Annotated in this window: 27 protein-coding genes and 1 riboswitch; of the genes, 22 read left to right on the top strand and 5 right to left on the bottom strand. The window is 32.4% G+C overall.

Annotation, left to right across the window (positions count from 1 at the left end):
- From prdA to KQI18_RS14545, 14 genes are all read left to right on the top strand, one after another.
- A complete protein-coding gene (gene prdA / locus KQI18_RS04750) occupies positions 1–1905 on the top strand; it encodes a D-proline reductase (dithiol) proprotein PrdA (RefSeq protein WP_216466531.1) in 1905 nt (634 codons plus the stop codon).
- A 42-nt stretch (positions 1906–1947) separates the two neighbouring features.
- Positions 1948–2238: a CBO2463/CBO2479 domain-containing protein gene (locus KQI18_RS04745; RefSeq protein WP_216466530.1), complete on the top strand. Its 291-nt coding sequence runs from the start codon at positions 1948–1950 to the stop codon at positions 2236–2238.
- A gap of 43 nt (positions 2239–2281) precedes the next feature.
- A complete protein-coding gene (gene prdB / locus KQI18_RS04740) occupies positions 2282–3007 on the top strand; it encodes a D-proline reductase (dithiol) protein PrdB (protein WP_216466529.1) in 726 nt (241 codons plus the stop codon).
- A 74-nt stretch (positions 3008–3081) separates the two neighbouring features.
- Positions 3082–3840, top strand: a complete 759-nt coding sequence (prdD, locus tag KQI18_RS04735) for a proline reductase cluster protein PrdD (protein WP_216466528.1) — start codon at positions 3082–3084, stop codon at positions 3838–3840.
- 13 nt (positions 3841–3853) lie between these two features.
- Positions 3854–4324 carry a glycine/sarcosine/betaine reductase component B subunit gene (locus tag KQI18_RS04730; RefSeq protein ID WP_216466527.1) on the top strand — a complete coding sequence of 157 codons (471 nt, stop codon included), beginning with the start codon at positions 3854–3856 and terminating at the stop codon, positions 4322–4324.
- Between the two features lie 178 nt (positions 4325–4502).
- A complete protein-coding gene (locus tag KQI18_RS04725) occupies positions 4503–4697 on the top strand; it encodes a hypothetical protein (protein ID WP_216466526.1) in 195 nt (64 codons plus the stop codon).
- Positions 4698–4727: 30 nt separating this feature from the next.
- Complete coding sequence (locus KQI18_RS04720; RefSeq protein WP_216466525.1) at positions 4728–5735, top strand: proline racemase; 1008 nt, start codon at positions 4728–4730, stop codon at positions 5733–5735.
- 138 nt (positions 5736–5873) lie between these two features.
- Positions 5874–6761 (top strand): sulfite exporter TauE/SafE family protein, encoded by an 888-nt coding sequence (locus KQI18_RS04715; RefSeq protein WP_334299393.1) that lies wholly within the window; start codon positions 5874–5876, stop codon positions 6759–6761.
- A 351-nt stretch (positions 6762–7112) separates the two neighbouring features.
- Positions 7113–7748 carry a single-stranded DNA-binding protein gene (locus tag KQI18_RS04710; RefSeq protein ID WP_216466523.1) on the top strand — a complete coding sequence of 212 codons (636 nt, stop codon included), beginning with the start codon at positions 7113–7115 and terminating at the stop codon, positions 7746–7748.
- A 192-nt stretch (positions 7749–7940) separates the two neighbouring features.
- Positions 7941–8501, top strand: a complete 561-nt coding sequence (locus KQI18_RS04705) for a class I SAM-dependent methyltransferase (RefSeq protein WP_236887655.1) — start codon at positions 7941–7943, stop codon at positions 8499–8501.
- Positions 8502–8583: 82 nt separating this feature from the next.
- Positions 8584–8727 carry a hypothetical protein gene (locus tag KQI18_RS04700; protein WP_216466521.1) on the top strand — a complete coding sequence of 48 codons (144 nt, stop codon included), beginning with the start codon at positions 8584–8586 and terminating at the stop codon, positions 8725–8727.
- A 25-nt stretch (positions 8728–8752) separates the two neighbouring features.
- Entirely contained in the window at positions 8753–10528 is a 1776-nt protein-coding gene (locus tag KQI18_RS04695) for a sigma-54 interaction domain-containing protein (protein ID WP_216466520.1), read from the top strand.
- A 196-nt stretch (positions 10529–10724) separates the two neighbouring features.
- On the top strand, positions 10725–12032 hold the full coding sequence (locus KQI18_RS04690) for a serine dehydratase subunit alpha family protein (RefSeq protein WP_216466519.1): 1308 nt from the start codon (positions 10725–10727) through the stop codon (positions 12030–12032).
- 407 nt (positions 12033–12439) lie between these two features.
- Positions 12440–12541 (top strand): hypothetical protein, encoded by a 102-nt coding sequence (locus tag KQI18_RS14545; protein ID WP_216466646.1) that lies wholly within the window; start codon positions 12440–12442, stop codon positions 12539–12541.
- Positions 12542–12680: 139 nt separating this feature from the next.
- Here KQI18_RS14545 and dapB (KQI18_RS04675) read toward each other — a convergent pair whose 3' ends face one another.
- The 5 genes from dapB (KQI18_RS04675) to KQI18_RS04655 form a co-directional block, all read right to left on the bottom strand.
- On the bottom strand, positions 12681–13442 hold the full coding sequence (gene dapB, locus KQI18_RS04675; RefSeq protein WP_216466518.1) for a 4-hydroxy-tetrahydrodipicolinate reductase: 762 nt from the start codon (positions 13440–13442) through the stop codon (positions 12681–12683).
- A 244-nt stretch (positions 13443–13686) separates the two neighbouring features.
- A complete protein-coding gene (gene dapD / locus KQI18_RS04670; RefSeq protein WP_216466517.1) occupies positions 13687–14403 on the bottom strand; it encodes a 2,3,4,5-tetrahydropyridine-2,6-dicarboxylate N-acetyltransferase in 717 nt (238 codons plus the stop codon).
- Positions 14404–14419: 16 nt separating this feature from the next.
- Positions 14420–15172 (bottom strand): 4-hydroxy-tetrahydrodipicolinate reductase, encoded by a 753-nt coding sequence (gene dapB / locus KQI18_RS04665; RefSeq protein WP_216466516.1) that lies wholly within the window; start codon positions 15170–15172, stop codon positions 14420–14422.
- Positions 15173–15196: 24 nt separating this feature from the next.
- Positions 15197–16084 (bottom strand): 4-hydroxy-tetrahydrodipicolinate synthase, encoded by an 888-nt coding sequence (gene dapA, locus KQI18_RS04660; protein ID WP_216466515.1) that lies wholly within the window; start codon positions 16082–16084, stop codon positions 15197–15199.
- A gap of 131 nt (positions 16085–16215) precedes the next feature.
- Positions 16216–17217 (bottom strand): aspartate-semialdehyde dehydrogenase, encoded by a 1002-nt coding sequence (locus KQI18_RS04655; RefSeq protein ID WP_216466514.1) that lies wholly within the window; start codon positions 17215–17217, stop codon positions 16216–16218.
- Between the two features lie 239 nt (positions 17218–17456).
- A riboswitch (Lysine riboswitch) is annotated at positions 17457–17624 on the bottom strand.
- 357 nt (positions 17625–17981) lie between these two features.
- Here KQI18_RS04655 and KQI18_RS04650 point away from each other — a divergent pair.
- The 8 genes from KQI18_RS04650 (at position 17982) to dpaL (ending at position 26876) form a co-directional block, all read left to right on the top strand.
- A complete protein-coding gene (locus KQI18_RS04650; RefSeq protein WP_216466513.1) occupies positions 17982–19175 on the top strand; it encodes an L-serine ammonia-lyase in 1194 nt (397 codons plus the stop codon).
- Positions 19176–19431: 256 nt separating this feature from the next.
- Positions 19432–20550, top strand: a complete 1119-nt coding sequence (locus KQI18_RS04645) for an N-acetyldiaminopimelate deacetylase (RefSeq protein WP_216466512.1) — start codon at positions 19432–19434, stop codon at positions 20548–20550.
- A gap of 72 nt (positions 20551–20622) precedes the next feature.
- Positions 20623–20892 (top strand): small, acid-soluble spore protein, alpha/beta type, encoded by a 270-nt coding sequence (locus KQI18_RS14425; RefSeq protein ID WP_216466511.1) that lies wholly within the window; start codon positions 20623–20625, stop codon positions 20890–20892.
- Position 20893: 1 nt separating this feature from the next.
- A complete protein-coding gene (locus KQI18_RS04635) occupies positions 20894–21640 on the top strand; it encodes a class I SAM-dependent DNA methyltransferase (protein WP_216466510.1) in 747 nt (248 codons plus the stop codon).
- Between the two features lie 75 nt (positions 21641–21715).
- Positions 21716–22591: an Hsp33 family molecular chaperone HslO gene (hslO, locus tag KQI18_RS04630; RefSeq protein WP_216466509.1), complete on the top strand. Its 876-nt coding sequence runs from the start codon at positions 21716–21718 to the stop codon at positions 22589–22591.
- Positions 22592–22959: 368 nt separating this feature from the next.
- Positions 22960–23340: a RidA family protein gene (locus KQI18_RS04625; protein ID WP_216466508.1), complete on the top strand. Its 381-nt coding sequence runs from the start codon at positions 22960–22962 to the stop codon at positions 23338–23340.
- Positions 23341–23588: 248 nt separating this feature from the next.
- Positions 23589–25406 carry a sigma 54-interacting transcriptional regulator gene (locus KQI18_RS04620; RefSeq protein WP_216466507.1) on the top strand — a complete coding sequence of 606 codons (1818 nt, stop codon included), beginning with the start codon at positions 23589–23591 and terminating at the stop codon, positions 25404–25406.
- 228 nt (positions 25407–25634) lie between these two features.
- Positions 25635–26876 carry a diaminopropionate ammonia-lyase gene (gene dpaL, locus KQI18_RS04615; protein ID WP_216466506.1) on the top strand — a complete coding sequence of 414 codons (1242 nt, stop codon included), beginning with the start codon at positions 25635–25637 and terminating at the stop codon, positions 26874–26876.
- Positions 26877–26909 lie beyond the last annotated feature (33 nt).

The raw sequence follows: 26909 nt of genomic DNA, 5'->3' as shown, positions 1-26909 counted from the left end.
ATGTCAATAACTGTAGAAACAGCGAAAGCTCATGAAAATGACCCAGCAGTATGCTGCTGTAGAGCTGAGGCAGGGACAGTATTAGAACCATCAAATTTAGAAGATCCAGCTATATTTGCGGATTTAGAAGATTCAGGATTATTAACTATTTCAGACGAATGCTTAAAAATTGGTCAAGTTTTAGGAGCGAAATTAGTGAAAACTGTAGACGCTTTAATGCCAATAACAGCTGCTGATTTAGACGCAGTGATTCCAATGGAAGGTGTAGAAGAAGCAGCACCAGCAGTAGAAGAAGCTCCAGTTGCTGATGTAGTAGAACCAGTTGCTACAATAGCACCAGTAGCACCAGTAGCTCCAGTTGCAGCCGCAGGACAAACTGTTAAGATTCATATAGGTGAAGGAAGAGATATAAACTTAGAAATTCCTTTAGGTGTAGCAGCTCAAATGGGCGTTGTTCAAGCACCAGCAGTAGAAGCAGCAGCAGTAGCTCCAGTTGCAGCAGCAGAAGTAGCAGCTCCAGCTGATGAAATCAAGTTACTTAGAAGTTTAAAGAAAACTCATTATAAAATAGAAAAAGTTGAATTTGCTGATGAAACTAAAATAGAAGGAACTACTCTTTTCTTAAGAAAAGCAGAAGAACTTTGTAAAGAAGCGGAAGAAACTGAAGAGTTAGTAAAAGATTTCCAATTAGAAATAATAACTCCAGCTGATTACGGTAAATACAGTGAAGCTGTAATGGACATTCAACCAATAGCTACTAAAGAAGATGGTGAGCTAGGAGAAGGTGTAACTAGAGTAATGGACGGCGTTGTTATGGTTCTTACAGGAACTGACGAAAACGGAGTTCAAATAGGTGAATTCGGTTCTTCAGAAGGTGTTCTTGAAACTAACATCATGTGGGGAAGACCAGGTGCTGCTGACAAAGGTGAAATATTCATAAAAGGTCAAGCAACTATAAAAGCTGGAACTAACATGGAGAGAGTTGGACCATTAGCTGCTCATAAAGCTTTCGACTACATTACACAAGAAATAAGAGAAGCTTTAAAGAAAGCTGACAATTCTTTAGTTGTAGATGAAGAAGTTATAGAGCAATACAGAAGATCAGGAAAGAAAAAAATAGTTGTAATAAAAGAAATAATGGGACAAGGTGCAATGCATGACAACTTAATATTACCAGTTGAGCCAGTTGGTACATTAGGAGCTCATCCAAACGTTGACCTTGGAAATATACCAGTTGTTCTTTCTCCACTTGAAGTATTAGATGGTGGTATACATGCACTTACTTGTATAGGACCTGCTTCTAAAGAGATGTCAAGACATTACTTCAGAGAGCCACTAGTAATAAGAGCTATGGAAGATGAAGAAGTAGATTTAGTAGGAGTTGTATTCGTTGGTTCTCCACAAGCAAACTCTGAGAAATTCTATGTATCTAAGAGATTAGGAATGTTAGTTGAATCTATGGAAGTTGACGGAGCTATAATAACAACTGAAGGATTCGGTAACAACCATATAGACTTCGCTTCTCATATAGAGCAAATAGGTATGAGAGGAATACCTGTAGTAGGTGTAACATTCTCAGCTGTTCAAGGTGCTCTAGTTGTTGGTAATAAGTACATGACTCACATGGTTGATAACAACAAGTCTAGACAAGGTATAGAAAACGAAATACTTTCAAATAATACTTTATCACCAGAAGATGCTATAAGAGCAATGTCTATGCTTAAGACAGCTATGGTTGGAGAAGAAGTTAAGGCTCCAGAAAGAAAATGGAATGCTAACGTTAAATTAAATAACGTTGATGCTATAGAAAAAGCTACTGGAGAGAAAATAGTTCTTGAAGAGAACGAACAATCTCTACCAATGAGTAAAAAGAGAAAAGAAATCTACGAAGTAGACGAAGCTTAGTAACTAATATAAATGAATTTGGCAAAGAGAGGAAAATGTAGTATGGATAGATTAAAGTATATATCTTCAGAAAGAATGTACGAGGGAATAATAGTAGAAATCACTGAAGCCAGTGTAACTATAGACCTAAAAGGTAGACTTGGACAATTTAAGATACCGCATAGAATGCTTATAACTGAAGATAAACCTAAATTAGGTCAGGAAGTTGGTTTTCTGTTAAGCTATCCGGAAGTATTGGATCCAGAGCCAAACCAGGATTACTTAAACAACATGGAAAGAGAAAGACAAACTAGAGAAGCAATCCAAAACAGAATGCAAGAAAAAAATAAGTAAATTATAAATTAGATGTTTTAAATATAGAAGGGAGAGGAAATAAATGAGTCTTACATCAGTAAAAGGACTTCAGTCTGAAATTTTCGTACCAATAACACCTCCTCCAGTTTGGACGCCTGTAACTAAAGAATTAAAAGATATGACAATTGCTTTAGCTACAGCAGCAGGTGTACATTTAAAGAGCGACAAGAGATTCAATCTAGCAGGAGACACAACTTACAGAATTGTTCCTGATACAGCTAAAGTTGAAGAATTAATGGTATCACATGGTGGATACGATAACGCAGATGCTAATAGAGACATAAACTGTATGTTCCCTATAGATAGATTACATGAATTAGCTAAAGAAGGTTTTATAAAAGCTATAGCTCCAATGCACTACACATTCATGGGTGGTGGTGGAGACCAAACAGCATTCACTGAAAAAACTGGACCAGAAATAGCTCAAAAGCTTAAAGAAGAGGGCGTTGACGGTGTAGTTATGACAGCTGGCTGAGGTACTTGCCATAGAACTGCCGCGATCGTGCAGAGAGCCATAGAAGAAGCTGGTATACCAACAATAATGATAGCAGCTCTTCCTCCAGTAGTTAGACAAAACGGATCTCCTAGATCAGTTGCTCCATTAGTTCCAATGGGTGCTAACGCTGGTGAACCAAATAACATAGAAATGCAAACAGGAATTCTTAAAGATACTTTAAGACAATTAATAGCGATACCTTCAGCTGGTAAGATAGTTCCATTACCATATGAGTATCACGCTAGTATCTAGTAGATAATAGTCAAAATATAAAGCCCTGCTTCTTAAATATTAAGAAGTAGGGCTTACAAATAAAGGTGAGTTTAATGGAAGAAAAAATATTGAGAAGGCTTGTAATTAAGCCATTTCACATTAATGAAGTTAAATCTGGACCGAAGACTAAAATAAATAAAAACGAACTTACAATAAATGTTAGTAAAGTTGATGAACTACTTTCGAATTGTGAATTGATAACAGATATAAAACTAGATATAATTAAACCAGGTGACCATGATAGAGAAATAAATACTATTATGGATATAATACCGATATCTACGAAAGTATTAGGAAGAATTGGAGAAGGAATTACACATACTCTAACAGGCGTTTATATTATGCTTACCGGAGTAGACGAAGATGGTAGACAAATGCATGAATTTGGATCATCTGAAGGTATACTTAGTGAACAAATGATATTTGACAGATGTGGTACTCCATCCAAAGACGACTATATAATACATATGGATGTTACACTAAAAGGTGGATTGCCATTTTCAAGAAGTTTAGCTCAAGAATCTTTCAAAGTGTGCGATGAATTTATACAAGACATTAGAGAAATTTTAAAAAAAGAAGACGGGCGTAATGCTGTAGAATCTCGTGAATATTTTGACAAAATTAGACCTAATGCTAAAAAAGTAGTCATCGTTAAACAAATTGCGGGACAAGGAGCTATGTATGACAATCAATTATTTTCTGATGAACCTAGTGGATATCATGGGGGTACATCTATAATTGATATGTGTAACGTACCTATGATAATTTCACCAAATGAATACAGGGATGGCGCTCTTAGAGCCATGACTTAAAGGAGGAGAAAAAATGGGAATAGGACCTTCAACTAAAGAAACCTCTCTCCATCACTTTAGAGATCCTCTTTTAGATGTTGTAGGAGATGACAAAGATGTTGATTTTGTAGGCGTTGTTGTACTGGGTACACCTCAAGACAACAAGTACAAAAACTTTGTTGGACAAAGAACAGCAGCATGGTTAGAGGCTATGCGTGTAGATGGAGTTATCTTATCTTCTGATGGTTGGGGAAACTCACATGTTGATTACGCTAATACATTTGAAGAAATAGGTAAAAGGGACATACCTACTGTAGGAGTTACTTTTAATGGTGTTCAAGCAAAATTTGTAGTTACAAATCAATACATGGACACAATAGTAGATATTAACAAATCTAAAGATGGAATAGAGACAGAGGTTGTCGGAGAAAACAATACAAACGAAATTGACGCCAAGAAAGCGCTTGCATTTTTGAAACTAAAGATGAGAAACCATGAAAAATAAAGAGGCGATTTAGGAGTTTCAGAGAACTTTATAAGTAAGGATTTTTATATAATCGTACTTTTAGTTGGGTCGAATCAATGGAACCGATTGCGATAGTATCTTTAGAAAATGTTTGGCAATCATCATATTGATTTTGCGAACGTAATATAGGGCTTAGAAAAGATAGATATAGTAACTGTTGATAACAGTTATGGGAAATCATGGGCTTATTTTTAAAGATAAGTATATGGATACCATAGTTGATTTTTATATATCAGAAGGCCATGAAGAGACTGAAATTATTGGCCAAAATAATGTAGAAGAAATAGATGCCAAAAAGGCATTGGCTTTTCTAAAACTCAAAAAGTGTAGTAGAAAAGTTAAAGAGGCTTAAAAGGCAAATAAAACTAAGGGGGAATTTTAAATGAAATTCAGCAGAAGTATTCAAGCAATTGACTCTCATACAGCTGGAGAGGCAACAAGAATAGTAGTAGGTGGAATACCTAACATAAAAGGTAACACAATGGCTGAGAAAAAGGAATTCTTAGAGAAAAACTTAGATCATATAAGAACTGGTATAATGCTTGAGCCTAGAGGACACAATGATATGTTTGGATCAGTAATGACTCAACCTTGTGATCCAGAAGCAGACTTCGGTGTAATCTTCATGGACGGTGGAGGATACTTAAATATGTGTGGACATGGTACTATTGGTGCTATGACAGTTGCAGTTGAGACTGGTGTTGTTCCAGTAACTGAGCCTACAACTCACATAGTTATGGAAGCTCCTGCAGGAATAGTAAGAGGAGATGTTTCTGTTGTAGACGGTAAAGCTAAAGAAGTTTCTTTCTTAAACGTGCCAGCGTTCTTATATAAAGAAGGTGTAGAAGTTGAGTTACCAGGTGTTGGTACAGTTAAATTCGATATATCATTTGGTGGAAGTTTCTTTGCGATAATCCATGCTAGCCAATTAGGATTAGAGATAGTACCAGAAAATGCTGCTAAATTAACAGAATTATCTTTGAAATTAAGAGACATCATAAATGAAACTATAGAAATACAACATCCAACTTTAGCTCATATTAAAACAGTAGACCTTATAGAAATCTATGATGAGCCAACTCATCCAGAAGCAACTTACAAAAATGTTGTTATATTTGGACAAGGTCAAGTGGATAGATCTCCATGTGGAACTGGTACAAGTGCTAAACTTGCAACTCTATATGCAAAAGGTGAATTAAAAATAGGAGAAAAGTTTGTATATGAAAGTATACTAGGAACTTTATTCAAAGGTGAAATAGTAGAAACTACAAAAGTTGGAGATTTTGATGCTATAATACCAAAAATAAGTGGTTCTGCTTACATGACAGGATTCAATAACTTTATGTTTGATGATGAAGATCCAGTTAAATACGGTTTTATTTTAAAATAAGTAAAGTTTTAACAAGATTTTGAATACTATAGAGTAGCATAACAAATATTTGCTACTCCATAGTTAAATCAAAGTCTAGGTATTATGTACGGAGTAAATTATCAGAATATACAAAAAAAAGAAAGGGGACTTGAGATGATAGTCAACATAGTGCGTGGTTTGTTTGTTGCATTTGCAGCATTTTTCGGAATTATATTTGGTAAAGACGTGGCAAAAGCTAATAAAGAAGGTAAAATGGAACAAGATATTAGCTTTGGTAAATCTGTCGCCACAGGTTTTGTGACTGACTTTGGTGACACTTTGGGTATAGGTTCTTTCGCACCTACAGTAGCAATGTTTAAGTTTTTAAAGATTAAAGTACCTGATAGACTAATACCAGGAACTTTAAATGTTTGTCATACAATACCAGTACTTTTAGAGGCATTTATATTTACAGCAGTTATCAAAGTTGATCCACTTACACTTACAGTATTAATAGCGTCAGCGGTTGTTGGATCATATATCGGAGCAGGAATAATAGCTAAACTGGACGAGAAAAAAGTTCAATTAATAATGGGGATAGCATTAGCAGTTACAGCAATTATAATGTTATTATCTCATCCTTGGATTGACATGATGCCAGGAGGAGGAACTGCAACAGGACTAACAGGAGTTAAACTTGTTATAGGTGCAGTTGGTAACTTTATACTAGGTGCTTTAATGACAGCTGGTATAGGATTATATGGACCATGTATGGCACTAGTTTATTTCTTAGGAATGTCTCCTGACGTTGCTTTCCCAATAATGATGGGATCTTGTGCAATGTTAATGCCAGTTGCAAGTTCTAAGTTTATAAAAGAAGAAGCATACAGCAAAAAAGCATCTCTAGGTATAGCACTAGGCGGTATAGTTGGGGTTATAGTTGCAATTAAGTTCTTCCAAGGTTTACCTATGGATATACTAAAACTTCTAGTTGTTGCAGTTATCGCTTACACAGCTGTTACTATGTTAATGTCAGCTTCTAAAAAGAAAGCTGAAGTTCAATAAAAGGCTGTAATTTTGTTAAAAATTTATTAGAAAACTATGTTAGTTTTAATATTATAAAAATAGTAGATTATAATCGATCTACTATTTTTTTTGCTTTTTAATTGATATCAAATATACAAAACATCGGAGGATTATAATGGTAGTACTAGGATGCGATTGTATTATTTAATTTAAGGATTTGATATTGAAGATTTAACACAAGAATATATAAATATTATTTTTAAAAAAGTTCTAATTAAAAAGCCAAAATAAATACTTAAGTATTTGTAATAAAAGGCCTTCAAGTTAAATATATTTATTGTATAAGTGAACAAGAAAACATAAGAATTTAACAATTTGGAGGGATAAAATATGATATCGATTAATACTGAAAACAACATTGTAAACTTAAGAGGGGAGCTAGATAGTGAGCTAAAGTTTAGCCATGAAATTTTTGGAGAAAAATTTTATAATATTGATATAAAAATAGATAGATTGAGTGATTCATTTGATATACTTCCAATAACGATTTCTGAAAGATTACTTCAAGATATTGATATTGAAAAACAAAATATTGTGAATGTCACAGGACAACTTAGATCATATAACAAATCAATAGATAATAAAAATCGATTAATACTTACAGTTTTCGTTAGAGAAATAACACTTGCAGAAGAAGATAATAAAGATCCAAATAGCATTTTTTTGGATGGGTACATATGTAAAAATCCAGTATATAGACAGACGCCTTTAGGAAGAGAGATTACAGATCTTCTTGTAGCTATAAATAGACCGTATAACAAATCTGATTACATACCAACAATAGTTTGGGGAAGAAATGCAAAGTTTGCTAAAAATCTGAACGTCGGGGATAGGATACAACTTTGGGGTAGAGTTCAGAGCAGAGGATATGAAAAAAAATTAGATAACGGTGAGGTTCTTAAAAAAGTAGCATACGAGGTTTCTATATCAAAAATTAAGAAACTTTATGAAAATAATAACGCATAACCCGAGTGATTTAACCAATTAAAATTGCTCTATTTATTGAAATATGAACAGTTATTAATGTTTGTTTTAAATGAAAACTTCAATAAAAAAAATATTTTTGATTTACTATTGAATAGTTGAGTGCCACTTAGTATAATGTATCTTGTACATTATTTTAGAGAGAGGATTAAAGAGGTGAAATAAGTGAAAAGCATGTTACTTCAGGTGAGCGAGCATAACACCAAAGCATCAGGCGAAACTGATGAAATAAGATGTTTTTTAGAGAAAGTAAAGTACAATGTAGGGGAAAGAATTTTATTAGTAGGTAGAATTGGGAGCCTAGGTAAAAGACTTAGAATGTATGGAACCTCTGTTACAATACTTGAAGATGGTAATTACGAAGATGTTTGCTATTCTTTAGTACACAATGAAAACTGTAATGTTGTCAAAGGTACACTAGAATATCTACCATTTGAGGATAATTATTTTGACAAACTTATAGTTGTATATCAATTAGACGAGATACAAAACTTTAAAAAAGCATCATCTGAGATTAGAAGAGTTTTAAAAAATGAAGGAGATTTAATTATTGAAGATTTAAATTTCAAAAATTTAAAAGTAAAATTAGAATACCTTAAAGATAGATTTTGCGGACTTCACACTAAGTTTTACTACCCACATGAAGTTTTTAATGCATTTCTAAACCTTAACTTTGAAGGAAAGTTAGAAGAATTTAGAACAAATAAATACATTTATATAGGAAAAAGAAGATAAATGAGTTAATATATAAATATAGATACAACATGGAAAAGACTAGGCTAATAGCCTAGTCTTTTCTTAATAAGGAGAGTAGATTATGGGCGTAGAATATAGGATAATAGTAGTAGTGATGTTGTTTGTAATGTTGATCTCTATTCAGTTTACTATGAATAAAATATTAGTTGTGTTGAAAGATATAAGAGAGATACTTTTAATTAGAAAAAATAGGGATAGAGATTAATAAGAGTAGAATAAATTAATAGGGAATGATGCATATGATGGAGTTAGGATATATAAAAGAGGATATACAAAATATAGCATATGCTATTGAATCTGTGCTAAATATAGATGTAACTATAGTTAACAGTAATTTAGTGAGAATCGCGGGGACAGGTATATATCTAGATAAAATAGGCGAAAGAGTAAACGAGTACTCTGCATTCAAAAAATCATATAAAGAGCAATCCATTATTTTTATAGATGATCCTCAGAGTAGTGAAATTTGTAAAGAGTGTTATGGTAACAAAAACTGTATGGAGTTTGCAGAGGTATGCTGCCCAATTGTATATGAAGATAAATCTTACGGTGTTATAGGGCTTATAGCATTTACCGAAGAACAAGCGCAGATAATTAAAGGAAAAGAAAATGATCTTATAAATTTTCTGGGTAAGATGGCAGATCTTATATCGAGTAAACTAAAGGCGCATATTAAGACTTACGAGTTGGATTTAGAGAAAAAGAAATTAGAAACTTTGTTTGATAATATGGATAAAGCAGTAGTATCAATTGATGTAAATGGAAAAATAGATAAGTACAATTCTAAATTCATACAGATATTTAATTTAAAGAATGAGATGACTGGAAAAAATATTTTTAGAGAGTTGGAATTTATAAATAAACCTTCTATTGATAATTTCAAAAAGAATAAATCTTGTGGCTTTTTTTACAGAAGAAATGGACATGACTCAAAAGGTATTTATAATATGAATAAGATAGAGTTACAAGGAGCATTAAAAGGTTATGTCATAGACTTTATTGATAAAAAAGATGCAATTAAAAATTACAATAAGATGAACAAGGATTACAGGATAAAATTAGATAATATTATTGGAAGTAGTAGTGCTATTATGAAATCTAAGAAAGAGGCTTCAATGGCATCTAAATCTACATCTACAGTTCTAATTACAGGAGAAAGTGGCACAGGTAAAGAATTATTTGCCAGGGCTATTCATAACCATAGTGACAGAGTAGACAATCCATTTATCACTATAAACTGTGCAGCAATTCCAGATAATCTTCTTGAGAGTGAGTTATTTGGTTATGAAGAGGGAGCTTTTACAGGGGCTAAGAAAGGTGGAAAGATAGGAACCTTTGAACTTGCTCACAAAGGAAGTATATTTTTAGATGAGATAGGAGATATGAGCCTTCATCTACAGGCAAAGTTACTTAGAGTACTGCAGGAGAAGGAGCTAAATAAGCTTGGAGGCAAATCTAATATATATGTGGATGTAAGGATAATTGCTGCGACAAATAAAGATCTAGAAAAAATGGTGGAAGAAGGAACATTTAGAGAGGATCTTTACTATAGATTAAATGTAATACCTATAAAACTTCCTAGTCTAAGAGAACGTAAAGAAGACATTCCGCAGATAATTGATTATATGATAAAAGAATACTCTAAAAAACTTGATAAAGACGTTGAAGGCATTGAAGAAAGTGTTGTTAATACTATGATCAATTACAGATGGCCAGGTAATATTAGAGAGCTTCAGAATATTATAGAGTACAGTGTAAATATGTCTTCATCAACAATAATAACTACAGATGTAATTCCTAAAAAAATAAAAAATATGGATTTTATTCCAGATGAAAAAGATGAAAGTATTATTAAGTTGGACGAATTAGAGAGAAGAGAGATAATAAAAGCTTTAAATAAATATAAAAAGTATAAAAAAGACAAAGATTTAGCTGCTAAATCTTTAGGTATATCTAGATCAACACTTTATAGAAAACTTGAAAAGTATGAAATAATCCCAAATTGAGACTAAATCCCATTCTGGGATTATTTTGTTTCTTTTTGAATACATTTAATTCACCTTATATCAAAACATGAAACGAAAATCTTTGAAAGCATTGTAATTACTGGTTTATAGGAATTATAAAAACGGTTTTAACTTGGCATGGAACTTGCTTTTATATAAATTATAAATAAAAAATTAACATTTTGGAGGGGAAATGATGAGAGATATAAGAGCAGAATTAATAGATATGTTGAAAGCAGAAGTTAAGCCCGCAGTTGGATGTACAGAGCCAGTGGCACTTGCTTTAGCTTGTGCAAAAGCAAAAGAATTACTAGGAGAAGAAGTTTTAGAAAATGAGATGTTGGTTAGTCCTAATATCTACAAAAATGGTATGGGAGTAGGAATACCAGGATCTAAGAGAGCGGGTCTTAAAATAGCAGCAGCAATGGGAATAATCGGCGGACATTCTGAAAATGGTTTAAGTGTACTTGAGACTTTGACTTCTGAGGAGGTTGAAGAGAGTGAAACATATATGGACAACAATCCTATTTCAGTATCACCAGCAGTTACTAAAGAAAAAGTATTTATACAAGTTATACTTAAAGGAAAAGAACACAGTGCTAAAGTAAAAATAAGAACAAAACACGATAACTTCACATTCTTAGAGAGAGATGGAGAAGTTTTATTAAACAATGAAGTAGATCGAAAAATACAAGCAACTTCAACAGATACAGAAGTAAAACTTATGGATACCGTAACAATAAAAGAACTTATTGAAAATGTAGAAAAAATAGATTTTAAAGATATAGAGTTTTTGCTTGATGGTGTGAAAATGAATGAAGAAATGGCAAGTATTGGGTTAGATCAAAAGGTTGGTATAGGTGTTGGATATGGAATTAAAAAATCAATAGAAGAAGGATTGCTAAATGATGATTTAATCAACCATGCAATGATGCTTACAGCAGGAGCATCTGATGCTAGAATGGCAGGTATAAAAATGCCTGTTATGAGTTCTAATGGGAGTGGAAACCACGGTCTTACTGCGATACTTCCAATAGTAGCTTATAATGATAAATTTCCACAAACAGATGAGAAATTAGCAAGAGCTTTAGCTATATCTCATTTAGTTACTGGATTCATTAAGAATTTTACGGGAAGATTATCAGCAGTATGTGGATGTGGTGTTGCAGCATCAACTGGAGCAGCTGCAGGTCTATCTTGGCTAATGGATTCAACCCAAGATCAAATTGAAGGGGCTATAGAAAATATGATAGCTGACTTAAGTGGAATGATATGTGACGGTGCAAAACCAGGTTGCGCTCTTAAATTATCATCTGCAGCTTCAGCAGCTATGCAAAATGCAATAATTGCTAAGCAGGATTGTTTAGTTCCTTCTCAAAATGGTATAGTAGGTAGTACTGTAGAAGAGAGCATAAAAAACTTGGGTAGAGTTAGCGATAAAGGAATGTCTGTTACAGATGAAGTGATACTAAATGTAATGGATGATATGAATAAAGTGAAGTAATAATGCTCTAAGAAATATTAAAATGTATCTTTAGTATAAATACCTGCGTAGTGTATGTTAGACAAAGAGCGTCTAAGAATGCAATACGCAGGATTTTTATATTCAAGATATACTACTATTTTAACTTACTTAGAAGAAAATAAGAAAGATTAAATCTCAATAGTTTAAATGTATGCAAAGTTTAGTTAAGGGCATATAATAGTTGTATGTTTTATTTTTATTACATATTATAATGTTTCATGTGTTACGAAACAATTAGGAGGTATTTTATATGTTATCGCTAAACGAGGATGATATTAAAAAAGTATTTACTATGCAAGATACTATTGAAGCTGATAAAGAAGCTTTTAGAATATTTACTGAAAAAAAAGCGTAGTTCCTTTGAGAACAAATATTCATGCGCCTAAATATTTTTTAAATCCGTTGGAATATCAGTACAAGATGTTGTAACAGCAAAGAAAATTTATGACAAAGCAGTTGAAAAAGAAATAGGAGTAAAATGGTTTTAAAAAGGTAATGGTTTAAAAAAAGTAATGAATAAATTGAATTTTAAAGAACCCATGTAATGCATATTAGAAAAATCAACTAAGTTGCGATATACGGGTTCTTTTTTATAAAATATTTAATTACACTTTATAACATTCTTAATTAGTTTATATTTAAAACATCTTTCATTTCGTAAAGTCCATCGGTTTTATTTTGTAAATATTCCGCTGCAGCTAGTGACCCCTTAGCAAAAATCACATCGGATTGGGCTTCATGTGTTAGAGTCATAACTTCACTGTCGCCTGCAAAGATTACATCATGATCGCTTACAATTGTTCCACCTCTTATTGCATGTATTCCTATTTCGTGATTATTTCTTTTAGCATCTCGCCCGTGTCTTCCATATGTATTGTATTTTTCGGGATGTACTTCTTTTATAGCATTTGCTAGCATTGATGCAGTACCACTTGGAGCATCTTCTTTCCTATTGTGATGCTTGTCTATTATTTCAATATCAAAGTTTTTTAATAGTGTTGCTGCATTTTTTACTAGTTCTATAAATATGTTAACTCCTAGTGATGTATTTGAAGATAGGAGTATTGGTATCTGCTTTGATGCGATGTCTATTTGATCTAAGTCTTCTTGAGAATATCCGGTAGTAGCTAGTACTATTGGCGTCTTATTTGCTAGCGCATATTTGAGAATAGAATCTAGGTTTGAAGGATGTGAGAAGTCTATGATCACGTCACATTTTTCTTCAACGTAGTCCATACGTTTATACAGTTTGTTTTTTCCGTCATATGATCCGTTATTTAATGATCTTGATACTCCACAAACTAGCTCTAAGTTCTCGTTTTCATCTATACATTTTGTCAGTATAGTTCCATTTGTGCCGTTATATCCACTTACTATAATCTTTAACATGTTATCCTCCTACTAAATTAATTTATCATATTGCTTATAAATGTTGAACTAACTTAAGTGTAGCATAGTTTTTGGTAGGTATAAAGAAAATAGTAATCGTAATTAGATAAAGAGTGATTATTAATTAAATAATTGTATAAAATTATACATGATAAAATATCTCTGCATAAAAAAGATCTGAAATTCGATATTATCAAATTTCAGATCTTGCAATTTGTTTTAACTAATATTAAGACTAAACGAATTAATCTAAGTTTCTTAAGTCTTCCATAAGTTTAGTTTTATCTTGTGTTTTTTCGTCCTTCATTTTTATTACTTTTGCAGGTGAACCAGCTACTACGGTACCAGCCTCTACATCAGTAGTTACTATTGATCCAGCCGCTACTACAGCGCCTTTTCCTATTCTTACACCCTCAAGAACTACTGCGTTAGCTCCAATTAATACTTCATCTTCTACGATAACTGGAGTTGCTGAAGGTGGCTCAAGTACTCCTGCTACTACAGCTCCTGCTCCAAGATGAACATTTTTGCCTAGTGTTCCTCTTGCTCCGATTACTGCATTCATATCTACCATAGAACCTTCTCCTACCACAGCCCCTATGTTGATTACAGCACCCATCATTACTACAGCGTTCTTTTCGATAGTTACCATGTCTCTAATTATAGCCCCTGGCTCTATTCTTGCATGTTCGTGTAATGTATTTTTAAGTGGTATTGCTGAGTTTCTTCTGTCAAATTCTATATGCATATCATGCTCTGAAATCTTGTATTTGTCTAAGAATCCCATTATTTTATCGTAGTCTCCGATAAATACATAAGAACCATCATTTCCAAATACTTTGAAATCATTACTTGTTACTTTTTCCACTGAAGTTGAATTAACGTAGATTTTAACAGGCGTCTTTTTCTCTACTTCTTTGATGTACCTTGCTATTTCGTAAGCGTCATTTAAATTTACCATTTGTTTTTCTCCTTATTTATATACTTAACATGTCGTCCATATTATATAGGCCTGGTTTTTGATCAATTAAGAACTTCGCAGCTGTTATAGAACCATTTGCAAAAATTCTACGAGATTCAGATTGGTGAGTTATTGTTAAAACCTCACTGTCACCAGCGAATATAGCATCATGCTCACCAACGATAGTACCACCACGTATAGCGTGTATGCCTACCTCATTTGTTTGTCTCTTAGCGTCTCTACCATGTCTTCCGTATGTAAACTCGACATCAGACAGGACTTCTTTTATTCCTTCTGCTAGCATTACAGCAGTTCCGCTTGGTGCGTCAACTTTTCTATTGTGATGTTTTTCTACAATTTCTATATCAAATCCTTTTAATAGCTTTGTAGCCTCTTTTACTAATTTCAACATTATATTGACACCAAGTGCCATGTTGTAAGATCTAAATACAGGAATAACCTTAGAAGCTTCTGTTATTTTATTGTTCTCTTCTTCATTATACCCAGTTGTAGCTATTACTAAAGGAGTTTTTGTTTTTAACACATATGATAAAATATTATCCAAATTTGATGGGTGGGAGAAGTCTATTACAACATCTGCGCATTCACTTATTTGAGTCATGTCTTCAAAAATTTTAAGTCCACCTTCTTGACTTGACATACCTCTAGCTGATACACATGCAAGTTCTAATGTTTCATCTTCTCTTATAGCATCGGCAAGGATTTTTCCCATTTTACCGTCATAGCCAGTTGTAATTATTTTTAACATATTTTCCTCCTATGTTACTGTAAACTATTTTACTACTTTAAATCCAGAGTTTACTAACTCATCTCTTAGTACACTTAGATTTTTCTCTTCCATTTCAGCAAGAGGAAGTCTGAAATCTCCAACTTCGTACCCTATTAAATTAAGTGCAGTTTTTACTGGAACAGGATTAACTTCTATAAATAATGCAGCAATAAGAGCATCCAATTTAAGCTGAAGTTCTTTTGATCCCTGAACATCTCCATCTATAAATTTAGCAACCATATCATGAGTTTCTTGAGGGCATATATTTGCAAGAACAGATATTACGCCATGGCCTCCCAATGATAATAGAGGTACTATAGTGTCATCGTTACCTGAGTAAATAGCAAAATCATCAGGAACTAAGCTTGCTATTTTAGCTACTTGGCCTAAATCACCACTAGCTTCTTTAACAGCAACTATATTGTCTATTTTAGCAAGTTCAGCAATTAGACTTGGGCTTATATTTACACAAGTTCTTCCAGGAACATTGTATAGTATTATTGGAAGCTTAACACTAGCTGCAATAGTTTCAAAATGAAGCTTAAGTCCGGCTTTGTTAGCTTTATTATAGTAAGGAGTAATAACTAATAATCCGTCTACTCCAAGTTTTTCGCACTCTTGACTCATAAATACTGAGTGCATAGTGTTATTAGAACCAGATCCAGCTATTACCGGTATTCTTTTGTTTACTTTTTCAACTGCGTATTTTATAAGTGCTAATTGTTCTTCAGTTGTCATAGTAGTAGCTTCACCTGTAGTACCACAAACAACGACTGCATCTGTACCATTAGCTATTTGGAACTCTAATAATTCACCGAACTTATCAAAATTTACTTTTCCATCTTCTGTAAATGGCGTTACAATTGCAACTGCAGAACCTTTAAATAACATAATCAAATACCTCCCAATTTTTTTAATTTTTATAGATATAAATAATTATACCATGTATTTTTAGTTAAATTCATTTCTATATTTATTGAAATCTCAAATATTATTTATTTTTACTTCTAGTAATTCTAAAATTAAACTAAATCGTATTCAATAACTTTTTCTGCTATTTGTATTGTATTAGTAGCGGCACCTTTTCTTATGTTGTCAGCAACTACCCACAAATTAACTCCATTGTCTATACTAAAATCTCTTCTAATTCTGCCAACATATACTTCATCGCTACCATCTACATCAAAAGCAGTAGGATATTCGTTATTCCCAGGATTATCGACTACAACAACTCCTTGAGCTGATTTTAAAGTGCTTACTACGTCATTTAACTCAAAATTGTTTTCAAATTCAACATTTATAGATTCACTGTGACCATTTTTTACAGGAACTCTTACTGTAGTTGCTGTAATTTTTAGATCGTAATTGTCTAAAATCTTCATTGTTTCGTTTATCATTTTTAATTCTTCTTTTGTATATCCATTTTCAGTAAATGAATCTATATGAGGTAGGCAGTTATAAGAAATTTGATGAGGGTAGAATCCTGTAGGATTTCCTTCCATGCCTTTTTCTAAGTCCTCAACACCTTTTACTCCAGATCCAGATACAGCTTGGTAAGTAGAGTATATTACTCTTTTTATTTTAAATTTGTCATCTAGAGGTTTTAGTGGAACCAAAGCTTGTATAGTAGAGCAGTTTGGATTTGATATAATACCTTTATGGTTTTTTATAGCTTCAGGGTTTACTTCAGGTATTACTAATGGAACATCTGGGTCCATTCTCCAATGACTTGAGTTGTCTATAACTAAAACACCTTTTGAGCTAGCTATAGGTGCATACTTTTCACTAATTGTGCCACCAGCAGAAAACAATGCTATTTGAATTCCTCTATCTGTAAAAGAGTCTTCAGTAAGTTCTTCTACAGTATATTCTTTACCAGCATAATTTACCTTAGATCCAGCTGATTTCGCTGAAGAAAATAAAAATAAATTATCTATAGGGAAATTTCTTTCTTCTAAAACTTTTAGAAAAGTTCTTCCGACCATGCCTGTTGCACCGACAATTGCTAAATTAACTTTTTTCATACAATCCACCTCATTGCTTATATTTATATTTAAAATTCTTTTATTTGTAGATCATTAAACTTGCTTTACTCTATTATATGAATAAGTTTTTGCTATGTAAATTGCGATTACTGCCGTAAACATTGTAAAATATGCCTTAAATATCCTCTTTGAATACAGTATCCATATAAAAGTCTATAACCATACAAATAAAAAACGTACAAAGGTATACTTTGTACGTAATTATTCCAATTCAAAGTAAACCCTGTAGCTCACCACTTAAAAAAGCGACAGTATTACATATATTATATGTAATCCCAGAAGACACCTTTGCACAGTGCCAACTTCGGCCACAACCCCTTTCTTCAATGATCAAAACTCGCCAGCTCATATTGAATACTCTTTGTTGAAGCGCCTCTACCCTAGGTTATAGGTTATTTAATTACATTAATGATAATACAAAAATAAGATAAAATCAACTTAATATTCGTATAATTATTTATTACATATTAAATACACAAAATTTATATAGTAGAAAAATGATTATGTTACATAGTTAAAGTTTAAAAATATACCATAAGTTTTATATTTTAGTGTGTAAATTATAAGATATATATGAAATTGTTTTAAAAGTGTTGTATTTAACATAAATTAGCTTTTTATTACAATTATTATGTATTGATTGTTTAAATTATGTATAATATAATTAGATGTCAAAATAAAAAATTATTATTTAAAAATGTAAATTTAGATGTAAAAATCAATTAAATATTGGGAGGTAAAAAATGGATAGTTTAAAAGAATTATTCAAGATTGGAAGTGGTCCATCGAGTTCGCATACAATGGGACCTCAAAGAGCAGCAGAGAGATTTAAAAATGAAAACCCAGATGCTGAGAGCTTTAGGGTTTATTTGTATGGAAGTTTAGCAGCAACTGGTAAAGGACATTTAACAGATTATATAATAGAGAAAACGATAGCACCAAAACATGTTGAGATAGTTTGGCAAGAAGAAATCGTTAAAGAGTTCCATCCAAATGGAATGAAACTTGAAGCTTTAGATAAAGATGGAAATGTTACTGCGGACTGGACTGTTTACTCAGTTGGTGGTGGAACTTTAGCAGAGGAAGGACAGAGAAACAGTAAAGCTAATAGTGTGTATTCTTTAGAGACTATGGACGACCTTATCAAATGGTGCGAAGAAAACAATAAGACTTTAGTTGATTATGTAGTGGAAAATGATAGTCAAGATATCCTCGATTATCTTGATAAAATCAGAGAAGCTATGAAAAATGCTGTTAAAGAAGGATTGAGCACTGATGAAGTAATCCCAGGAAAACTTAACCTTAAGAGAAGAGCGAGCAACTTCTATAATAAATATAAGGAAGATAAAGAATTTTCAACTCTAGTATATGCATATGCACTTGCTGCTTCTGAGCAAAATGCGTCTGGTAATATTATAGTTACTGCTCCTACATGTGGAGCAGCGGGAGTAATTCCAGGAATATTATTCTCAATGCAAGATCATTTCGGATACGATGATAAAAAACTAGTTGAAGCTCTTTGTATTGCTGGTATGATAGGTAATATAATCAAAACTAATGCATCAATTTCTGGAGCAGAAGTTGGCTGTCAGGGTGAAGTAGGGGCTGCATGTTCAATGGCAGCAGGTGCAGTAGCATACTTAAAAGGCGGAGACATAAGACATATAGAGTATTCAGCTGAGATAGGTCTTGAGCATCACTTAGGTATGACTTGTGATCCAGTTTACGGATATGTACAAATACCTTGTATAGAAAGAAATGCTATGGCTGCGAAGAGAGCGTATGATGCAGCTGATTATTCTTTATTGACTGATGGTCATCATTCGATAACTTTAGATCAAGTTGTTGAAACTATGAGAGAGACTGGTATGGATATGTCAGATAAATACAAAGAAACTGCTAAGGGTGGACTTGCAAAACACTTCTTCTCTTGCTAATATTTACGATAAATAACATTATAGATCGGATTGATTACTAAATCATTTATAATAATATAAATAAGGTGCTTTAAAGTTTATAAGTATTGATACTATAACTTTGGCGCCTTATTTTGAGTTTAGGATTAAGAAGAATAAATCATACTATAAACTGATAGTCTATTAAAACGATTTATGATAAAATCAGTATAATCAATAGATTTTGGAATATATTGAATCAAGATATATAAAAATATCATAAATTGGAGGAATTGTTATGTCAGAAAAATTAAATTTAGCTCAGCAGCTTTATGATCATAGACAAACTCTTAACTCAATTCCAGAGCTTGGGAGAAGTGAGTTTGAGACTTCTAAATATATAAAAAAGTACCTAGATAAATTAGGTGTAGATTACGAAACCGTTCTTGAGACAGGAGTAGTTGGGATTTTAAAAGGTAAAAATCCTAACAAAACCTTAGCTTTTAGAGCAGATATAGATGCTCTTTATAGTGATGAAGGACCGAAACATTTATGTGGTCACGATGGTCACACCTCTATTCTTTTAGGGCTTATAGAGTACGTAAATAATAATATAGATAGTTTAAATGACAATATAGTATTTATATTCCAACCAGCAGAAGAAGGCCCAGGTGGGGCAGAGGAGATTATTAAGTCTGGAGTGTTTAAAAAGTATAATATAGATGAAGTATTTGGACTTCACATATATCCAGAAATACCAGAAGGTTATATAGGGGTTAGGCCTGGATATTTTTTAGCTCAAATTGGAGATATAAATATAGATATAACTTCAAAGAGCGGTCATGGTGCGATGCCACAAACTAGTGTGGATGGAATTGTTATCGCAGGTAATTTTGTAAGTGCTCTTCAAAGTATAGTTTCAAGGAATCTAAGTCCCATAGACAATGCAGTGCTTACTATAGGGTGTATAAATGGAGGCTCTAGAAGGAATATAATAGCTGGAAACATTAGATTAGAAGGGACAATGAGGACTTTTAAGCCAGAAGTTTATAATACAATGAAAGAAAGGCTTAGAAAACTTGCAGCAGGATTTGAAGTTTCATATGACTGCAAAATTGATGTTGAAATTATTGATGATTATGAGGCTGTTAACAACGATAAGGGCTTATATAATGAATTTGTAGAAGCAGTGGGAGAAGAAAGTATAATAGTATTAGACCCGCTTATGATATCAGAAGATTTCTCATATTACCAAAAAGAAGTTCCTGGCTTATTTTTCATGCTAGGAGCTAGAAATGAAGAAAAAGGATATGTAAATAGTCTTCACAATATTAATTTCAACTTCAATGAAAAGATACTTATGAATGCAATAGAAGTATATAAAAAATTACTGAAGTTTAAAAAATCTATAGATTAATAAATGCCCCTTATGTTTTTTGTATAAAATTTTTTTAATATGACAAAAATATAGGCATAAGGGGTGGTTTTAATGAACGCTAAGAACGATAAAGATGTAAATTATAGAGGTTTTGATAATAAAAAATTAGAAGTTAACAAAATAACTAAAGTTGTAAATGGAAAAAACACTAAGATAATAACCAATAATGACTATATGAAATATGAAATAGCATCTGAACTCGGTCTGCTTGATAAAGTGAAAGAGTTTGGATGGGCAGAGCTAACTGCAAAAGAAGCAGGTCAAATAGGTGGTATCTTAACTTCCAGAAACAGAAAGAGGAAAAAAGAGGAGTATAGATAATATGGAGCAATACAGCGAGTTTGCTTTTGTATACGATGAACTTATGGATGAAGTCGATTACGACAGCTGGGTAAAATATCTTGAAAATATTATAGCCAGAGAAGGTGTGAAAGTAAAGAACGTACTTGAATTAGCCTGTGGTACTGGAAATATAACAATTCCACTTGCTAAAAAACATTACGACATTGCGGGCATAGATATCTCATATGAGATGCTAGGAGTGGCAAGAGAAAAGGCTGAAAAAGATGGTTTAGAACTTGTACTTCTTGAGCAAGATATAACAGAATTGGATTTTGATATAGAAGATCTAGATTGTATTTTATGCGCATGTGATGGGTTTAACTACATAATAGATGATGATGATTTAAGAAGTGTTTTTCAAAAAACATATAAACTTTTAAAAGATAAAGGGTTATTTATATTTGATATAAGCTCTTATTATAAATTGTCACAAGTGCTTGGAAATAATATGTATGGGGAAAATAGAGAAGACATAACATATATGTGGCAAAATTATTTTTACGAAGAAGATAATACTTTAGATATGGATCTAGCTTTTTTTATAAAGGATGAAGATGGTAAGTATAATAAGTTTGAGGAAGAACATCAACAAAGGGCTTATACGCAACAAGAAATAGTGAACCACTTAAAAGATACAGGTTTTAGTGAAATAAAGATATATGGAGATTTTACCTTTGAGGAACCAATGAATACTTCACAGAGAATATTCTTTGTATGTAAAAAGTAGTGTAATATAATTTAAAAGCTTGATTTAAATAATAATAGAATTTAAATTATAGCAGTAATATTTGGAGGAAATAAAATGAAAGATTATGTACTTAGGGCTATTGCAGGAGATGGCCAAGTTAGAGCATTTGTAGCAGATACTACAAATATGGTTGAAAAAGCAAGAGATTTACATAAGACTACTAAAGTTGCAACTGCTGCACTTGGGAGAACCCTGACAGCAACTTCTATAATGGGGCTTATGATGAAAAATGATGGCGATAAATTGACGGTTATTTTAAAAGGTGGAGGCCCAATAGGAAGTATATTGGTTACTTCTAATTCTAAAGGTATAGTAAAAGGATATGTATCCAATCCTAATGTAGAGGTAGAGGATTATCCAAATGGTAAATTAAACGTAGCTGGAGCGGTCGGTCAAGATGGAGTAATAAGAGTAATAAAGGACTTTGGATTAAAAGAGCCTTATAATGGAGCTTATCCTATAAATAGCGGAGAGATTGCACAAGACTTTACAAATTACTTTGCAATGTCTGAGCAAACTCCTTCTGTAGTTTCATTAGGAGTGTACACTAGAGAAGATGAGGTTGAATACGCTGGAGGATTTATTGTTCAACTTATGCCAGATGCAACAGAAGAAGTTATTATTCAGTTAGAAAAAAATATTGCTGAAATACCATCTGTTACTGATATGTTAAAATCGGGGTGCAAGCCTGAGGATATGCTTGAAAGAGCTCTAGTTGGATTGAATCCAAAGGTTCTAGAAAAAAATGAAGTGACGTTTGAATGTGACTGCTCAAAGGGAAGAATGGCTGAAGCGCTTATATCTATTGGTAAACACAGTTTAGCAGAACTTTTAGAAGAGGATAGGGGAGCGGAAGTAGGTTGTCAATTCTGCAATCAAAAATACAATTTTTCTGAAGATGAGCTAAAAGAGCTTATCGATTCAATTTAATGATGTGCAATAAATGATAATTAATAAATTATTATGTTTAAGTTTCCAAAATTATCAAAATAAATTCTCGTTATGATAAATTTCTCATAATGATAAGATAGTATATTGATATTTTAATTCCTGAAAAATATAGCGAAAAAAATATAATGCTGAATGTATTAGTTTTACAGAACAATAAAATAAATTAAAAAAATATTAGATAAAAATAGAAATGGCATAAGAATTGCTTTTAAAAATATAAAAGAGCATTAATAAATCATTAACAACAAAGTTAAATGATTTATTTAATTAAATAAATAAGGTTTATTAGTGTTTAAAATAATGTTCACAGAACATTATCATACTAAACTTAGCAGGAGGTGACTTAAATGTCAAAAAAAGTAATTTCTACAGAAAAAGCTCCAGGAGCAATAGGACCATACTCACAAGCTATACAAATTGGAAACATAGTTTCTACATCAGGACAACTTCCAATAGATATGGCAACAGGTGAATTAATGACTGATCCTAAGTTAGCTACTAAGGCATCTTTAGATAACGTTAAAGCGATATTAGAAGAAGCAGGTACTAGCATGGACAAAGTTTTCAAAACTACAGTTTTCGTTAAGGATCTTAAAGATTTTAATGATGTAAATGAAGTTTATGCAACATACTTCGAAAAAAATCCACCAGCAAGATCATGTGTACAAGTTGCACAATTGCCAAAAGATGCTGTTGTTGAGATAGAAGCATTGGCAATAATAGAGTAATAAAAAGTTAAGTCTACGAAAAAGTTTATATAAAATTCTATATAAAAAAATCTATCTAAAAACATTTAGCCTTTTATATTGCGAGCGATTCCGCTTTGCTGTATAAAAGGCATTTTTTTATAAAATTTTACTTAATATTGTAAATAATCGCTATATTGTCAATAACTGCTTCACCAGGATTGCTTAAATGTGATAAAATATATAGAGAGCACTATATATATAATTTAAGTTTTGATGGAGGTATGTTGATGGGAAGTAGATTGAAAGAATTCCAGCAATATATGATAAAATATACCGAAACTATCGCAAGTGTGTTAGATATAGATATAGAAATTGTAGATGATAGATTGATGAGAATAAGTGGTTCGGGAATCTACAAGTCTAAAATAGATGAAAGTGTAGTTACAGAGGGGTATATTTATAATAAAGTTATGGTGTCGGGCGAACAGATGACGGTTTTGGATATTTGTGACAGTGATGTATGTATAGAGTGCGATCATTATCAAATGTGTTTAAATAAAGTTATTATTGCTGTTCCGATTAAATATAATAATCATACTATTGGTGTAATAGGGGCAATAAGTACTGATGTAAACAAGAAAAAAGAAATTAAAAAGAAGCTTGAGACATATACAACTTTTATAAACCATATTTCTGATCTTATATCAATGAAGATTGAGGAATTTGAGATCAGTGACAATAATGATAAGATGATTACAACTCTTAGAGAAATTTTGGATCATGTCGAAAAAGGTGTAGTGATTTTAGACAGCAACAGCCATATTTCGTATATAAATAACATAGCTTTAAAGAAGCTTGGTATAAAAAGTGAGTCATTAAACAAGTTCATAACGATAAAATTACTTGAGACCTTCTCTAATGGAAAAGAGTTATTAGAATTTAAAATTGGGAAGGAAACATTTAATATTACATCGAAGAAGATACCTGTATATCCTTATCTTCCGGCTTTTGATAAAATCTTAATGTTTGATAAAACATATGCTACAAAACTAGGACATGAGATAAACACTGGCTGGGGGTTTAAAAATATAGATTCAATAGTAGGAAAATCTGAAGCTATAAAAAAGGTTAAACAGAGAACTAAAAGGCTTGCAAAGTCAAATTCAACAGTTTTGATAACTGGTGAAAGTGGTACGGGTAAAGAACTTATAGCAAAAGCGATTCATGCTGAAGGAGATAGATGGAACAAACCTTTTATAGCTATTAACTGTGCTGCTATACCAGAAAATTTACTGGAAAGTGAACTGTTTGGGTATAGCAAGGGTGCATTTAGTGGAGCTAGCAGCTCTGGAAAAGTTGGAAAATTCGAACTAGCAAATGAAGGGGTTATATTTTTAGATGAGATCGGGGATCTTCCGATGCATTTGCAAGCTAAACTCCTAAGAGTTCTGCAAGAAAGAAAGTTTGCTAGAATTGGTTCTAATAAACTTATTGATTTGGATATAAGGGTTATAACAGCCACAAACAAAAATCTACTACAACTTGTAAGTGAAGGCGAATTTAGAGAGGATCTCTATTACAGGATAAATGTAATACCTATTAATTTACCTCCTCTAAGAGAGAGAAAAGAAGATATTGAAGATATGATGATGATGTTTGTATCTAAATATTCGGTTGAATTGGACAAGAAATTAAACGAAATCAAAGAACCTGTTAAGGATATGCTCATCAATTACAACTGGCCTGGAAATGTAAGGGAGTTAGAAAATGCAGTTGAGTATATGATGAACTTGGTCGATGACGAAGGTATTATTTTTAAAGATATGCTTCCTGTAGATATATTGAACTACTACAGAGAAGACATCGATCCGATTAATGGTAGAAGTGATTCGATATTGCCTGTATCTGTCGATACGTACGTAGATGAAGTATCAGCTGATTTATTAGAAGAGGAAAACAATATACTTAAAATAAAGGATTTAGAGCTTTTATATATAAATAAATTACTAGATAAGTATGGAAGAGATACAAAGACAAAAAAGTTGTTAGCTAAGAAGTTAGGTATAGGATTAGCCACGTTGTATAGGAAATTAGAGGACGAATAAATAAATTCTCGTTATGATAATTCTCAAATTGGGAAATAGTTTTCATAACGAGAATTTTTTGTGTTAAATAAAGTTTAAGCATTATACAGAAAAATCGACAATATATATAAATGGCTTAGTCGCTACGAATAAAAAAAATATCTTTCAAATCAAAAGTTGGCATGCCAATTGCTATTATTTATATACGGAAATATATTAAAATGTAAAATATTGAAAGGAGAAAAATAAATGAAAGAATTGAAAGAAATGAAATGGAAATTAAATGATTTACCAAAAATCGAAGATAAAGAAAAGCTTATAACGTTTCTAAGCGATGAGGAAATAGGAAAAGCTCAAAAATTCCATGAAAGTTTTCCTCAATATACAGTTACTCCATTGGTAAAGTTAGAAAACTTAGCTAAAGAGATCGGTGTTGGAGGATTTTACGTTAAAGATGAGTCATATAGATTCGGATTAAATGCATTTAAAGTACTAGGCGGTTCTTTTGCTATGGGTAAATATATAGCACAAAAATTAGGAAAAGATTTATCTGAACTACCATATGACAAAATGATATCTGACGAAACAAGAAAAGAATTAGGAGAGATAACTTTCTATACAGCTACTGATGGTAACCACGGTAGAGGTGTTGCTTGGACTGCAAATAAGTTGAAGCAAAAATCTGTAGTATACATGCCAATAGGATCTACAGAGTACAGACTAAACAAAATAAAAGCTGAAGGTGCTGAAGCTAGTATTACTGACTTAAACTATGATGATGCTGTAAGATTAGCTACTGATAAAGCTAATGAAACTGGTGGACTTGTAGTTCAAGATACTGCATGGGAAGGTTACGAAGATATCCCAGCATGGATTATGCAAGGATACGGAACAATGGCTAAAGAAGCTGTAGCACAATTAAAAGATTACGGTGTAAATAGACCAACTCACGTATTTGTTCAAGCTGGAGTTGGATCATTAGCAGGAGCTGTTCAAGGACTTATAGCGAATGCTTATGATGAGTGCCCAATAACTGTAGTTGTAGAGGCTGATGAGGCTGATTGTTACTACAGATCAGCTGAAAAAGGAGACGGAAAAGCTGTAGCTGTTGGAGGAGATATGCCTACAATAATGGCTGGTCTTGCTTGTGGAGAAGTAAACACAATAGGCTTTGAAGTATTAAAGAACTATGCAACAGCATTCGTATCTGCACCAGACTGGGTAGCTGCTAAAGGTATGAGAACTTTAGGAAACCCATTAAGAGGAGACCAAAAAATAATATCTGGAGAGTCAGGAGCAGTTCCTGCAGGAACAGTACTCGAAATAATGACAAACCCAGAGTTCAAAGAATTTAGAGAAGCGATTAAATTAGATGAAAATTCTCAGGTATTAGTTATAAGTACTGAAGGAGATACTGATCCAGACATGTATAAGAGCATAGTTTGGGATGGTAACTGCCCAAGTGTTCATGGACCACATGGAAGAAAGTAATTAAAAAATTAGAACTAAAACCGGAAATAAAAC

The sequence above is a fragment of the Metaclostridioides mangenotii genome, assembly GCF_018917235.1.
Classification (GTDB): Bacteria; Bacillota; Clostridia; order Peptostreptococcales; family Peptostreptococcaceae; genus Metaclostridioides.
This window is presented reverse-complemented; position numbering and strand designations above follow the sequence as displayed.

Bases quoted from the DNA above. Each gene is read 5' to 3' on its own strand.
- prdA (WP_216466531.1), top strand. From the start codon at position 1: ATGTCAATAACTGTAGAAACAGCGAAAGCTCATGAAAATGACCCAGCA.
- KQI18_RS04745 (WP_216466530.1), top strand. From the start codon at position 1,948: ATGGATAGATTAAAGTATATATCTTCAGAAAGAATGTACGAGGGAATA.
- prdD (WP_216466528.1), top strand. From the start codon at position 3,082: ATGGAAGAAAAAATATTGAGAAGGCTTGTAATTAAGCCATTTCACATT.
- KQI18_RS04730 (WP_216466527.1), top strand. From the start codon at position 3,854: ATGGGAATAGGACCTTCAACTAAAGAAACCTCTCTCCATCACTTTAGA.
- KQI18_RS04720 (WP_216466525.1), top strand. From the start codon at position 4,728: ATGAAATTCAGCAGAAGTATTCAAGCAATTGACTCTCATACAGCTGGA.
- KQI18_RS04710 (WP_216466523.1), top strand. From the start codon at position 7,113: ATGATATCGATTAATACTGAAAACAACATTGTAAACTTAAGAGGGGAG.
- KQI18_RS04705 (WP_236887655.1), top strand. From the start codon at position 7,941: ATGTTACTTCAGGTGAGCGAGCATAACACCAAAGCATCAGGCGAAACT.
- KQI18_RS04700 (WP_216466521.1), top strand. From the start codon at position 8,584: ATGGGCGTAGAATATAGGATAATAGTAGTAGTGATGTTGTTTGTAATG.
- KQI18_RS04695 (WP_216466520.1), top strand. From the start codon at position 8,753: ATGATGCATATGATGGAGTTAGGATATATAAAAGAGGATATACAAAAT.
- KQI18_RS04690 (WP_216466519.1), top strand. From the start codon at position 10,725: ATGAGAGATATAAGAGCAGAATTAATAGATATGTTGAAAGCAGAAGTT.
- dapB (WP_216466518.1), bottom strand. From the start codon at position 13,442: ATGTTAAAGATTATAGTAAGTGGATATAACGGCACAAATGGAACTATA.
- dapD (WP_216466517.1), bottom strand. From the start codon at position 14,403: ATGGTAAATTTAAATGACGCTTACGAAATAGCAAGGTACATCAAAGAA.
- dapB (WP_216466516.1), bottom strand. From the start codon at position 15,172: ATGTTAAAAATAATTACAACTGGCTATGACGGTAAAATGGGAAAAATC.
- dapA (WP_216466515.1), bottom strand. From the start codon at position 16,084: ATGTTATTTAAAGGTTCTGCAGTTGCAATTGTAACGCCATTTACAGAA.
- KQI18_RS04655 (WP_216466514.1), bottom strand. From the start codon at position 17,217: ATGAAAAAAGTTAATTTAGCAATTGTCGGTGCAACAGGCATGGTCGGA.
- KQI18_RS04650 (WP_216466513.1), top strand. From the start codon at position 17,982: ATGGATAGTTTAAAAGAATTATTCAAGATTGGAAGTGGTCCATCGAGT.
- KQI18_RS04645 (WP_216466512.1), top strand. From the start codon at position 19,432: ATGTCAGAAAAATTAAATTTAGCTCAGCAGCTTTATGATCATAGACAA.
- KQI18_RS14425 (WP_216466511.1), top strand. From the start codon at position 20,623: ATGAACGCTAAGAACGATAAAGATGTAAATTATAGAGGTTTTGATAAT.
- KQI18_RS04635 (WP_216466510.1), top strand. From the start codon at position 20,894: ATGGAGCAATACAGCGAGTTTGCTTTTGTATACGATGAACTTATGGAT.
- hslO (WP_216466509.1), top strand. From the start codon at position 21,716: ATGAAAGATTATGTACTTAGGGCTATTGCAGGAGATGGCCAAGTTAGA.
- KQI18_RS04625 (WP_216466508.1), top strand. From the start codon at position 22,960: ATGTCAAAAAAAGTAATTTCTACAGAAAAAGCTCCAGGAGCAATAGGA.
- KQI18_RS04620 (WP_216466507.1), top strand. From the start codon at position 23,589: ATGGGAAGTAGATTGAAAGAATTCCAGCAATATATGATAAAATATACC.
- dpaL (WP_216466506.1), top strand. From the start codon at position 25,635: ATGAAAGAATTGAAAGAAATGAAATGGAAATTAAATGATTTACCAAAA.